Annotated in this window: 11 protein-coding genes and 1 tRNA gene; 2 read left to right on the top strand and 10 right to left on the bottom strand. The window is 69.4% G+C overall.

The features are described 5' to 3' along the window. Window positions 1-13: 13 nt before the first annotated feature. On the bottom strand, window positions 14-700 hold the full coding sequence (locus ABZ464_RS03240; protein WP_359270136.1) for a TetR/AcrR family transcriptional regulator: 687 nt from the start codon (window positions 698-700) through the stop codon (window positions 14-16). Beyond that, complete coding sequence (locus ABZ464_RS03235) at window positions 697-1,707, bottom strand: acyl-CoA desaturase (RefSeq protein ID WP_359270133.1); 1,011 nt, start codon at window positions 1,705-1,707, stop codon at window positions 697-699. Before ABZ464_RS03235 ends, ABZ464_RS03240 begins: the two co-directional genes overlap by 4 nt. A 318-nt stretch (window positions 1,708-2,025) precedes the next feature. Between ABZ464_RS03235 and ppc the strand changes: the two genes are divergently transcribed. Next, on the top strand, window positions 2,026-4,770 hold the full coding sequence (gene ppc / locus ABZ464_RS03230; RefSeq protein ID WP_359270131.1) for a phosphoenolpyruvate carboxylase: 2,745 nt from the start codon (window positions 2,026-2,028) through the stop codon (window positions 4,768-4,770). A gap of 138 nt (window positions 4,771-4,908) precedes the next feature. On the opposite strand, the gene ABZ464_RS03225 is transcribed toward ppc, so the two are convergent. The 8 genes from ABZ464_RS03225 to ABZ464_RS03190 form a co-directional block, all read right to left on the bottom strand. Beyond that, window positions 4,909-5,616 carry an LPXTG cell wall anchor domain-containing protein gene (locus ABZ464_RS03225; protein WP_359270129.1) on the bottom strand — a complete coding sequence of 236 codons (708 nt, stop codon included), beginning with the start codon at window positions 5,614-5,616 and terminating at the stop codon, window positions 4,909-4,911. 135 nt (window positions 5,617-5,751) lie between these two features. Next, entirely contained in the window at window positions 5,752-6,312 is a 561-nt protein-coding gene (locus tag ABZ464_RS03220) for a hypothetical protein (RefSeq protein ID WP_359270126.1), read from the bottom strand. Between the two features lie 42 nt (window positions 6,313-6,354). Further along, complete coding sequence (gene pth / locus ABZ464_RS03215) at window positions 6,355-6,957, bottom strand: aminoacyl-tRNA hydrolase (RefSeq protein ID WP_359270123.1); 603 nt, start codon at window positions 6,955-6,957, stop codon at window positions 6,355-6,357. A gap of 81 nt (window positions 6,958-7,038) precedes the next feature. Continuing rightward, window positions 7,039-7,635: a 50S ribosomal protein L25/general stress protein Ctc gene (locus ABZ464_RS03210; RefSeq protein WP_359270121.1), complete on the bottom strand. Its 597-nt coding sequence runs from the start codon at window positions 7,633-7,635 to the stop codon at window positions 7,039-7,041. A gap of 233 nt (window positions 7,636-7,868) precedes the next feature. Beyond that, window positions 7,869-8,843, bottom strand: a complete 975-nt coding sequence (locus ABZ464_RS03205) for a ribose-phosphate diphosphokinase (protein ID WP_055635124.1) — start codon at window positions 8,841-8,843, stop codon at window positions 7,869-7,871. 82 nt (window positions 8,844-8,925) lie between these two features. Next, window positions 8,926-10,374, bottom strand: a complete 1,449-nt coding sequence (glmU, locus tag ABZ464_RS03200; protein WP_359270117.1) for a bifunctional UDP-N-acetylglucosamine diphosphorylase/glucosamine-1-phosphate N-acetyltransferase GlmU — start codon at window positions 10,372-10,374, stop codon at window positions 8,926-8,928. 114 nt (window positions 10,375-10,488) lie between these two features. Next, window positions 10,489-10,560: transfer RNA gene (locus ABZ464_RS03195), tRNA-Gln, on the bottom strand. A gap of 28 nt (window positions 10,561-10,588) precedes the next feature. Continuing rightward, on the bottom strand, window positions 10,589-11,017 hold the full coding sequence (locus ABZ464_RS03190; protein WP_359270681.1) for a hypothetical protein: 429 nt from the start codon (window positions 11,015-11,017) through the stop codon (window positions 10,589-10,591). A gap of 132 nt (window positions 11,018-11,149) precedes the next feature. Here ABZ464_RS03190 and ABZ464_RS03185 point away from each other — a divergent pair, with 132 nt between their 5' ends. Then, on the top strand, window positions 11,150-12,463 hold the full coding sequence (locus tag ABZ464_RS03185; protein WP_359270114.1) for a histidine kinase: 1,314 nt from the start codon (window positions 11,150-11,152) through the stop codon (window positions 12,461-12,463). Window positions 12,464-12,474: the final 11 nt, after the last annotated feature.

Below are 12,474 nucleotides of genomic sequence, written 5' to 3'. Positions count from 1 at the left end.
TCACGCGCGGGCGCTACGCCTTGCGGCGGCCTATCAGGTGCGGTCTGGCCTCCAGCCCGTCCAGCCCGTGCCAGGCCAGGTTGACCAGATGGGCCGCGACCTCGGCCTTCTTCGGCCGACGCACGTCCAGCCACCACTGACCCGTCAGCGCCACCATCCCCACCAGCGCCTGCGCGTACAGCGGCGCCAGCTTCGGATCGAAACCGCGGCTCTTGAACTCACGGCCCAGGATGTCCTCCACCTGGGTGGCGATGTCCGAGATCAGCGAGGCGAAGGACCCCGTCGACTGCGGGATCGGGGAGTCCCGGACCAGGATCCGGAACCCGTCCGTGTGCTCCTCGATGTAGTCGAGCAGCGCGAAGGCCGCCTGTTCGAGCAGCTCACGGGGGTGACCGGCGGTCAGCGAGCTGGTCACCATGTCCAGCAGCCGCCGCATCTCCCGGTCCACGACGACCGCGTACAGCCCCTCCTTGCCGCCGAAGTGCTCGTACACCACCGGCTTGGAGACCCCGGCCTTCGCCGCGATCTCCTCCACCGACGTGGCCTCGAAGCCCTTCGCCGCGAACAGGGTGCGACCGATCTCCAGCAACTGCTGGCGACGCTCGGCCCCCGTCATCCGGGTGCGCCGGACGCGCCGCGGCTTCGCTTCGCCGCCGGAACTGGGGGTACTGCTGGAGTCGGTCGCCACGCCGTCAATCATGCCGCCTTCGCAGCCGCCTTCCGGCGTCGGGAGCCGTCCTCGTCCGTGTTGCGACGCGAATCGATACGCGAGCGTGACGGCCAGCGGACGTCGTACGCCCACCCGAGCATCTCAAACCAGCGGATGAGCCGCGCCGAGGAGTCGATCTGCCCCCGCTCCACACCGTGCCGCGCCGACGTCGGGTCCGCGTGGTGCAGGTTGTGCCAGGACTCGCCGCACGACAGCGCGGCCAGCCACCACACGTTGCCCGAGCGGTCCCGCGACTTGAAGGGGCGCCTGCCCACCGCGTGACAGATCGAGTTGATCGACCAGGTGACGTGGTGCAGCAGCGCCACCCGCACCAGCGACCCCCAGAAGAACGCCGTGAACGCGCCCCACCAGGACATCGTCACCAGCCCGCCCACCAGCGGCGGGATCGCCAGCGACAGCATCGTCCAGAAGATGAACTGCCGAGAGATCGCCCGGATCGCCCGGTCCTTGATCAGATCCGGCGCGTACTTGTCCTGCGGGGTCTGCTCCTCGTCGAACATCCATCCGATGTGCGCCCACCACAGGCCCTTCATCAGCGCCGGAACGGTCTCCCCGAACCGCCACGGCGAATGCGGGTCGCCCTCCGCGTCCGAGAACTTGTGGTGCCTGCGGTGATCCGCCACCCAGCGGACCAGCGGCCCCTCCACCGCCAGCGACCCCATGACCGCCAGCGCGATCCGCAGCGGCCGTTTCGCCTTGAACGAACCGTGGGTGAAGTAGCGGTGGAAACCGATCGTGATGCCGTGGCACCCGAGGTAGTACATGAAGACCAGCAGGCCCAGGTCCAGCCAGCTGACCCCCCACCCCCACGCCAGCGGCACCGCCGCGAGCAGCGCGAGAAACGGAACGATGATGAACAGGAGGAGGGTGATCTGCTCCAGCGAACGCTTCTGTTCGCCACCCAGCGTCGCGGAGGGAAGTGGAGCGCCGTCGTTCGCCTTCGGGGCGTCGTCGATCACATCGGAGCTCGTGGTCATGGGGCGTCCCCTGTGGGGTTCGAGGGTTCTGTGGCAGGTCGCCGGGTCACGGGCACCTCGCGCAGGATGCCGCGTACAGCTTCCTACGGTTCCGTAACCTACGGCATCGTAAGTATGGCAGTGCCCTGCTCGGCGGCAAGAGCCCGACCGTCTGCGCGTCCCGTCCGCCACCTATCCTTGGAGGCGGTCGGACAGCGCGGTCCGCTCTGTTTTCTTCCCGGATGTCCGGCCCGTATGCGGCACCCGCCGCCCGGACGGTCCCGGGCCCCGTCCCAGACGAGCCTCAGACGAGCTTCACCACTGCAAGGAGCCGCACCTGTGAGCAGTGCCGACGACCAGACCACGACGACGAGTGCAGAGCTGCGCGCCGACATCCGCCGACTGGGTGACCTCCTCGGGGAGACCCTCGTCCGCCAGGAGGGCCCCGAGCTGCTCGACCTGGTCGAGAAGGTCCGCCGCCTCACCCGCGAGGACGGCGAGGCCGCCGCCGAGCTGCTGCGCGGCACCGAACTGGAGACCGCGGCCAAGCTCGTCCGCGCCTTCTCCACCTACTTCCACCTCGCCAACGTCACCGAGCAGGTCCACCGCGGCCGTGAGCTGCGCGCCAAGCGCGCCGCCGAGGGCGGACTCCTCGCCCGCACCGCCGACCGCCTCAAGGACGCCGACCCCGAGCACGTCCGCGAGACCGTCCGCCATCTGAACGTCCGCCCGGTGTTCACCGCACACCCGACCGAGGCCGCCCGCCGGTCGGTGCTGAACAAGCTCCGGCGCATCGCCGCGCTCCTGGACACCCCCGTCATCGAGGCCGACCGCCGGCGCCACGACACGCGCCTCGCCGAGAACATCGACCTCGTCTGGCAGACCGACGAGCTCCGCGTCGTACGCCCCGAGCCCGCCGACGAGGCCCGCAACGCGATCTACTACCTCGACGAACTCCACGCGAACGCCGTCGGCGACGTCCTGGAGGACCTCACCTCCGAGCTGGAGCGGGTCGGCGTCCACCTCCCCGAGGACACCCGCCCCCTCACCTTCGGCACCTGGATCGGCGGCGACCGCGACGGCAACCCCAACGTCACCCCCCAGGTCACCTGGGACGTCCTCATCCTCCAGCACGAACACGGCATCAACGACGCCCTGGAGACGATCGACGAACTGCGCGGCTTCCTGTCGAACTCCATCCGCTATACCGGGGCGACGGAGGAACTGCTGGAGTCCCTGAAGGCCGACCTCGAACGCCTGCCCGAGATCAGCCCCCGCTACAAGCGCCTCAACGCCGAGGAGCCCTACCGCCTCAAGGCCACCTGCATCCGGCAGAAGCTGGAGAACACCAAGCAGCGCCTCGCCAAGGGCACCCCGCACGAACCCGGCCGCGACTACCTCGGCACCAGCGAGCTCCTCCAGGACCTCACCCTCGTCCAGACCTCCCTGCGCGAGCACCGCGGCGGCCTCTTCGCCGACGGCCGCATGAACCGCACCATCCGCACGCTGGCCGCCTTCGGCCTCCAGCTCGCCACCATGGACGTCCGCGAACACGCCGACGCCCACCACCACGCCCTCGGTCAACTGTTCGACCGCCTCGGTGAAGAGTCCTGGCGCTACGCCGACATGCCCCGCGACTACCGCACCAAGCTGCTCGCCAAGGAACTCCGCTCACGCAGGCCCCTCGCCCCCACCCCGGCGCCCGTCGACGCCGCCGGCGAGAAGACCCTCGGCGTCTTCGGCACCATCAAGCGAGCCCTCGCCGTCTTCGGACCCGAAGTCATCGAGTCCTACATCATCTCGATGTGCCAGGGCGCCGACGACGTCTTCGCCGCCGCCGTCCTCGCCCGCGAGGCCGGCCTGATCGACCTGCACGCCGGCTGGGCCAAGATCGGCATCGTGCCCCTCCTGGAGACCACCGACGAGCTCAAGGCCGCCGACACCATCCTGGAGGAGATGCTCTCCGACCCCTCCTACCGGCGCCTCGTCGCTCTGCGCGGCGACGTCCAGGAGGTCATGCTCGGCTACTCCGACTCCTCCAAGTTCGGCGGCATCACCACGTCCCAGTGGGAGATCCACCGGGCACAGCGCCGCCTGCGCGACGTCGCCCACCGCTACGGCGTACGCCTGCGCCTCTTCCACGGCCGCGGCGGCACCGTCGGCCGCGGCGGCGGCCCCTCGCACGACGCGATCCTCGCCCAGCCCTGGGGCACCCTCGAAGGCGAGATCAAGGTCACCGAACAGGGCGAGGTCATCTCCGACAAGTACCTCATCCCCTCCCTGGCCCGCGAGAACCTGGAACTGACGGTCGCCGCCACCCTCCAGGCCTCCGCCCTGCACACCGCGCCCCGCCAGTCCGACGAAGCCCTCGCCCGCTGGGACGCCGCCATGGACGTCGTCTCCGACGCGGCGCACGCGGCCTACCGCGAACTCGTCGAGGACCCCGACCTGCCGACGTACTTCCTCGCCTCCACCCCGGTCGACCAGCTCGCCGACCTGCACCTGGGCTCCCGGCCCTCCCGCCGCCCAGGCTCGGGCGTCTCGCTCGACGGACTGCGCGCCATCCCGTGGGTCTTCGGCTGGACCCAGTCCCGCCAGATCGTCCCCGGCTGGTACGGCGTCGGCTCCGGCCTGAAGGCCCTGCGCGAGGCAGGCCTGCGGCAGGAAGGGGCCACCGTGCTCGACGAGATGCACGAGCAGTGGCACTTCTTCCGCAACTTCGTCTCCAACGTCGAGATGACCCTCGCCAAGACCGACCTGCGGATCGCCCAGCACTACGTCGACACCCTCGTCCCCGACGACCTCAAGCACGTCTTCGACCGCATCCGGGCCGAGCACGAGCTCACCGTCGCCGAGGTCCTCAGGGTCACCGGCGAGCGCGAACTGCTGGACGCCACCCCCGTCCTGAAGCAGACCTTCACCATCCGCGACGCCTACCTGGACCCGATCTCCTACCTCCAGGTGACCCTGCTCAAGCGGCAGCGCGACGCGGCGGCCGCGGGCGCCGAACCCGACCCGCTGCTCTCCCGCGCCCTGCTCCTCACGGTCAACGGCGTGGCGGCGGGCCTGCGCAACACCGGCTGAGCGCCGGTGGAGGACCGAAGAGGGGTGCCCCCGAGCCTCGGAGAAGTACGAGGCTCGGGGGCACCCCCGTTTCTTCCTGCTCTACGGCAGCTCTTCCCGCCGTGCGTCAGGCCCGCCGTTGGTCGGGCCCGCCGTGCGTCAGGCCCGTCGCCGCCGGGCCACGAGGTAGCCGCCGGCACCCACCAGCGCCGCCGCGACGGCCGCCAGGACACCGACGGGCGCCCCGTTGCCGGTCTCGGCGAGACCACCGGTGCCGCCCTGCGGGGTGGACGCCGAGGACGGGGTCGCACCCGAGGAGGACGACGGCTCGGCGGACGCGGAGGGCGAAGCAGACGCCGAGGGGGAGGCGGAGTCCGACGGCGAGCCGGACGGCGACGCCGACGAGGATCCGGAGGGGGATCCGGAGGGGGAACCGGACGGAGAAGAACCGCCGCCGCCCTCCTCCTCGCAGTCCACCTTGAACACCTTGTGCTTCGCGGCCCCCTTCTCACCGTCGAAGTTCCAGAACAGCTTGTACTGGCCGTCGGGCAGCGACAGATCCTGGGTCCGGCCGTGCCCGTTCGCGTCCAGCGTGATGGAGCCGGTCTTGACGGTCTCGCCCTTCTCGGCGTCGTTGTCCGCCCAGGCCTCGATGTGCCAGTCGACCTGCTGCAGCCCGTCGAAATGGAACGCGTCGAGATAGAACGAGCAGACCTTGGGCTCGTCGCGCTGGTCGGACTCGTCGGTCGTCGACCTGTGGGTCTTCACATCGCCGTTGTCGCCTTTGGCCGCGTGGGCGGCGGGAGCCAGCAGCAGTGCCGCCGAGGAGGCGACGGCGACGACACCGGCCCGAGTGAGGGTGCGCATGGGGCAGTCCATCTTCGAGTGACGAAAGGGAAGATGTGGAGGGGGCGGCTCAGCTTCCAACCGACACTGACCACCGGTCAATCACGAACAGGCAACATATGGGCGCTACACAGAAAAGAAATGCACCGAACCCGATCAGATGGTGACGAAAGCCGCCGTCAACAAGGCCACCCCGGACCCCGCCAGCGCCCACCCCCACCGCGCACGCCCCAGCCCGCCCGCGACCACCACCGACGCGAGCAGCAGCGCGCCCCCCATCGGCACCCACGCGTACAGCACCCCGGCCGGACCCGACCGCACCACCTCGTCACCGTCCGGCTTCACGACGACCGTGTACGTCCGCCCCTTGCGCACCGCCACCGACCTCTCGATCACCACCCGCGACCGCGCCGTCGACCCCTCCGACAACGGCGTGTACGGCCCCGAACAGGTCTGCGCACCGCACCGCGTCACCTCGATCGTGCCGTGCTCGCGCCCCTTCGTCAGCATCACCTGCTGCGCCGTACCCCACGAACCCCACACCCCGGCGAACAGGATCAGCGCCGCCACCACCCCCATCGCCGCGAGCCGCCCGAACCGCAGGGCTGCGGTCGAGGCCTGACGGGCTTTCGGAGAGCCGCTTCTACGGCTTTTATGCCCTTTACGCGTGGTGCGGCGATGGGACGAGGCTGCTGTGGCAGGCATGGCCGGGATCATTGGCCAAGCCTCAGCAGCCAGTCAACCTCGCTGGGCGACACGTCACGAGTTGTACGTACTCTGCGCCCGCTCCAGCCCCTCGATCACCAGACACTCGACGGCATCGGCGGCCCGGTCCACGAACCAGTCCAGCTCCTTGCGCTCCGTCGAGGAGAAGTCCTTCAGCACGAAGTCCGCCACCTGCATCCGCCCCGGCGGCCGCCCGATCCCGAACCGCAGCCGGTGGTACTCCGCACCCATCGCCTTCGTCATCGACTTCAGACCGTTGTGCCCGTTGTCCCCGCCGCCCAGCTTCAGTCGCAGCGTGCCGTAGTCGATGTCCAGCTCGTCGTGCACGGCCACGATGTTCGCCACCGGCACCTTGTAGAAGTCCCGCAGCGCGTTCACCGGACCGCCGGACAGGTTCATGAACGACATCGGCTTCGCCAGGACCACCCGCCGGCTCGCCGGCCCGGGCGGCCCGATCCGCCCCTCCACGACCTGGGCCTGCGCCTTCCCCGCCCGCTTGAACCTCCCCCCGATCCGCTCGGCCAGCAGATCGGCCACCATGAAACCGACGTTGTGGCGGTTGCCGGCGTACTCCGGCCCGGGATTCCCGAGGCCGACGATCAGCCACGGGGCGTTGGCGGGGGTCGTCACGTCCAAGTCTCCTTACACAGCAGCCGCTGTTCCCCCGGAAGAGGAACAGCGGCTGGAGCTGAAGTACCGCTACGAAAGCTACGCGGCTCAGGCCTCGGCGACCTCTTCGCCCTCGGCGGCCTCGCCCTCCGGGGCCTCCTCGGCCTGCGCGGCCAGCACCTGCAGGACGACGGTCTCGCCGTCCACGGCCAGCGTGGTGCCCTTCGGCAGGGTGATGTCCTTGGCGAGGACGGAGGCGCCGGCCTCCAGGCCCTCGACGGACACCGTGACACCCTCGGGGATGTGGGTGGCCTCGGCCTCGACCGGCAGCGCGTTCAGGACGTGCTCCAGCAGGTTGCCACCGGCGGCCAGCTCGCCCTCGGCGTGCACCGGGATCTCGACCGTGACCTTCTCGCCGCGCTTGACCAGCTGCAGGTCGACGTGCTCGAGGAAGCCCTTGACCGCGTCACGCTGCACGGCCTTCGGGATCGCCAGCTCGCTGGTCTTGCCGTCGATGTCCAGCGAGATCAGGACGTTCGGCGTACGCAGCGCGAGCAGCAGGTCGTGGCCCGGGAGGGTCAGGTGCAGCGGGTCCGAGCCGTGGCCGTACAGGACACCGGGGACCTTGCTGTCACGACGGATACGACGGGCGGCACCCTTGCCGAACTCGGTGCGGGTCTCGGCGGAGATCTTGACCTCGGACATGATCACTCCTCGTGGAATCAGGAACGGACGTGGTCACCCGGCCACGAACGGCCTGCTACGAAGAGCGCGTCGATAACGGAGCGTCGCATCCAAGGATGCGGCCTCCCTCGCCGAGCAACTGGAGAAGTCTACTCGGCGAGGAAGGCCGCAGAAAAATCGATCATGCAGAAACGATCAAACGATCAGAGGACCGGCTGTTCGTCCTGCTGCTCCTCGTCCTGCTGCTCCTCGTCCTACTGCTCGTCGAACAGGCTCGTCACCGAACCGTCCTCGAACACCTCACGCACCGCGCTCGCGATCGTGTGCGCGATGGACAGGACCGTGATCTTGTCCAGCTCCAGCTCACCGGGCGTCGGCAGCGTGTTGGTGAACACGAACTCGCTGACCTTCGAGTTCTTCAGCCGGTCCGCCGCCGGACCCGACAGCACACCGTGCGTCGCCGTCACGATGACGTCCTCCGCACCGTGCGCGAACAGCGCGTCCGCCGCGGCACAGATCGTGCCACCCGTGTCGATCATGTCGTCGACCAGCACACAGACCCGGCCCTTGACCTCGCCCACGACCTCGTGGACCGTCACCTGGTTCGCCACGTCCTTGTCACGCCGCTTGTGCACGATCGCCAGCGGCGCACCCAGCCGGTCGCACCAGCGGTCCGCCACCCGCACCCGGCCGGCGTCCGGCGACACCACCGTCAGCTTCGACTTGTCCACCTTGCTGCCCACGTAGTCCGCCAGCAGCGGCAGCGCGAACAGGTGGTCGACGGGCCCGTCGAAGAAACCCTGGATCTGATCGGTGTGCAGATCCACGGTCAGGATCCGGTCCGCACCCGCCGTCTTCATCAGGTCCGCGATCAGCCGCGCCGAGATCGGCTCACGGCCACGGTGCTTCTTGTCCTGCCGCGCATAGCCGTAGAACGGCACGATCACGGTGATCGAACGCGCCGAAGCACGCTTCAGCGCGTCGATCATGATGAGCTGCTCCATGATCCACTTGTTGATCGGAGCCGTGTGGCTCTGGATCAGGAAGCAGTCCGCACCACGCGCCGACTCCTGGTAGCGGACGTAGATCTCGCCATTGGCGAAGTCGAAGGCCTTCGTCGGGACGACCCCGACACCCAGCTCGTGGGCGACCTCCTCGGCAAGCTCGGGGTGGGCGCGGCCGGAGAAGAACATCAACTTCTTCTCGCCGGTCGTCTTGATCCCGGTCACAGCACTGTCTCCTCAGAGGTGTCTCAGGGGGTGCGGGTTCGCACTTATCACGGTACGCCGTGTTTGACGCACCTGTTTCCGGTCAGTCTTCGCCCTCGCGCCGCTGGGCAGCCGCCTCGGCCGCCTGCGCGGCAGCGCTCCCCGGACGCTTACGGGCCACCCAACCCTCGATATTCCGCTGCTGACCACGGGCCACGGCCAGCGAACCGGGCGGCACGTCCTTGGTGATCACGGACCCGGCGGCGGTGTACGCGCCGTCCCCGACCGTGACAGGAGCCACAAACATGTTGTCCGAGCCGGTCTTGCAGTGCGACCCGACGGTGGTGTGGTGCTTGCTCTCGCCGTCGTAGTTCACGAACACGCTGGCGGCACCGATGTTGGTGTACTCACCGATGGTCGCGTCACCGACATAGGAGAGATGCGGGATCTTCGTCCCCTCCCCGATCGACGCGTTCTTCGTCTCCACATACGTACCGATCTTGCCCTTCGCACCCAGGCGCGTCCCCGGCCGCAGATAGGCGTACGGCCCGACGGACGCGTTCGCACCGATGTGCGAGGAATAGGACACCGCGTTGTCGACCCGGGCGCCCGCACCCACGACCGTGTCCGTCAGCCGGCTGTTCGGACCGACCTCCGCGCCCTCACCGACGTGCGTGGCCCCGTGCAGCTGCGTGCCCGGATGGACGACGGCGTCCTGCTCGAAGGTGACCGTCACATCGACCCACGTCGTCGCCGGGTCGATCACCGTCACACCGGAGAGCATCGCGGCGGTCAGCAGCCGGTCGTTGAGGATCCGACGGGCCTCGCTCAGCTGCACCCGGTTGTTGATACCGGCGATCTCCCGGTGATCGGCGGCCACGGACGCGCCCACCCGGTGCCCGGCCTCCCGAAGGATCCCCAGCACATCGGTGAGGTACTCCTCACCCTGGCTGTTGTCCGTCCGCACCTTCTTCAGCGCATCCGCGAGCAGCGCCCCGTCGAAGGCGAAGACACCCGAGTTGATCTCCCGGATCGCCCGCTGGGCGTCGGAGGCGTCCTTGTGCTCCACGATGGCCGTGACGGCACCCGTCGCCTCGTCCCGCACGATCCGCCCGTACCCGGTGGCGTCCGGCACCTCGGCGGTCAGCACGGTGACCGCGTTGCCGTCGGTGTGATGGGTCGCGGCGAGCGCGGAGAGGGTGGCGCCGGTGAGGAGGGGGGTGTCGCCGCAGACGACGACCACCGTGCCGTCGACCCGGCTGCCCAGCTCCTCCAGCGCGATCCGGACGGCATGACCGGTGCCGTTCTGCTGCTCCTGCACCGCGGTCCGTACGGTGGCGTCGACCTCGGCGAGGTGGGCGGCGACCTTCTCGCGCGCGTGCCCGACGACGACGACCAGGTTCTCGGGGTCCAACTCACGGGCGGCGGCCAGCACATGCCCGACGAGACTGCGACCGCAGAGCTCGTGGAGGACCTTGGGTGTGGCCGACTTCATACGGGTGCCCTCACCCGCTGCGAGAACGACGACGGCTGCCGGGCGAATGGCGCTCACGGATGTGCCCTTCGGCTGTGGACTGAGGTGGGGACATCCGAAGGATACCGGGGCGTTTCCTGGGAGACATGAGAGTGGGCCCTGACCTTGCTGGGTCAGGACCCGAACCTAAAGCTCCCCCGCCAGGACTCGAACCCGGACATATGGCACCAAAAGCCACAGTGCTGCCAATTACACCACAGGGGAACAAACTCGTGTAAACCCGGACATTTAGTCAGGCTGTCGAGTGGCGTCTCCTACTATGCCGTACCGCCAGCCTTCGATGCGACGGTGTAGGTCGGCGCTCTGGAGCGCGGCCACCCGGAGGCACTCGTAATTGGGCGTCGACGCTGATGCCCACCCGGTTCGCCCGGGCCTCGCGGTGGGTGACCGGCCCGATCTCGGAGGCCGCCCTTTCCGGTGGCTCTGCGTGCGCGACGGCGCGCTTCTCGACCGCACGCTGTGCGCCCTGTCGGGCTGCACCTGTATGGGGCGTCGTCCACTCCGATGGGGGCTCGCCCTTCACCAGCCTGTTCAGGATGTCGTTGTTGTAGATCTTCGGCTCGTCGCGGATCTGCCGAAGGCTGAGTCCCGCCCGCCGCAGGGCGACCGCCTGTTCGCTCAGGGTCTCGAAGTCCGCGTACTTGCCACGTGCATGTGCCATACGCATACCGTCCGGGCGGAATGCGGGGTTCCGGGGTCGAACAGGCGTGGTTCACCTGTTCGAGGGAATGGGGGCGGTTTCGTCGGCGAAAGTCGACGGAAAGGGTGGGGGTCGCGCCCGTAGGCTGGAGGCATGACCGCGACGGGGGAAGAGACCACGGGGGACCTGAGGGGGCCGCTGTGGTGGGCCAGGTGGCGCAGTGCCGCGTTCGACTGCGGTCTGGCCGCAGTGTCGGCCGTGGAGTGCGCGACGGAGGGGGTGGCGTTCGCACGGGACGCCGGGATCCCGGTGGCGGCGGGGGTCGTCTTCGGGTTGCTGGCCGGCTCCGTGCTGGTGGTGCGGCGGCAGTGGCCGATCGCCGTGGTGCTGGTGGCGATCGCGATCACGCCGGCCCAGATGGGCTTCCTGATGGGCCTGGTCGGGCTGTACACGCTCGCCGCGTCCGAGCTGCCCCGGCGGATCATCGCCTCGCTGGCGGGGATGCAGCTGATCGGGACGTTGATCGTGACGTTCGTACGGGTGCGGCAGAGCATGGATTCGGGCCGGCTGACGATCGGGGACTGGTTCATTCCGTTCGCGGCGGTCGTGATGTCGCTGGGGCTGACCGCTCCGCCGGTGCTGCTGGGGATGTACGCCGGTCAGCGGCGCCGGCTGATGGAGAGCCTCCGCGAGAGAGCGGACAGCCTCGAGCGGGAGTTGCAGTTGCTCGCCGAGCGGGCGGAGGAGCGGGCCGAGTGGGCGCGGAGCGAGGAGCGGACGCGGATCGCGCGGGAGATGCATGACGTGGTCGCGCACCGGGTGAGCCTGATGGTGGTGCATGCGGCGGCCCTGCAGGCTGTTGCGCGCAAGGATCCCGAGAAGGCCGTACGGAATGCCGCGCTGGTCGGGGACATGGGGCGGCAGGCGCTGACGGAGTTGCGGGAGATGCTCGGGGTGCTGCGGAGCGGTGGGGGGCAGGAGCGGGCGGCGGCGGCTTCGGTGCCGTTGGCGGCGGTGGGGGTGGCGGCTGCGGCGGCGGCTTCGCGGGCGGTGGTGGAGCAGCACGGTGAGGGGCCGTGTCTGGAGGAGCTGGAGGAGTTGATCGGGCAGTCGGCGGCTGCGGGGATGGTGGTGGATCTGTCGGTGGAGGGCGAGATCCGGTCGTATGCGGGCGAGATCGAGCAGACGGCGTACCGGGTGGTGCAGGAGGCGTTGACGAACGTGCACAAGCATGCGGCGGGGGCGAAGACGCATGTGCGGTTGGCGCATCGGGTGGCGGAAATCGCGATGCAGGTGGAGAACGAGCCGCCGCCGGAGGTGGGTTCGGCGGGTTCGGCGGGGTTGCCGTCGGGGGGCAATGGTCTGGTGGGGATGAAGGAGCGGGTGGTGGCGCTGGGTGGGGTGTTCGTGTCGGGGCCGACGGAGGCGGGGGGTTTCCGGGTGTCGGCGGTGATCCCGGCGTCGTAGCGGCGGGCGGG

The organism is Streptomyces sp. NPDC005820, assembly GCF_040630255.1.
Classification (GTDB): domain Bacteria; phylum Actinomycetota; class Actinomycetes; order Streptomycetales; family Streptomycetaceae; genus Streptomyces.
The sequence above is the reverse complement of the archived record's forward strand: the minus strand, read 5'-3'. Positions and strand labels throughout refer to the sequence as shown.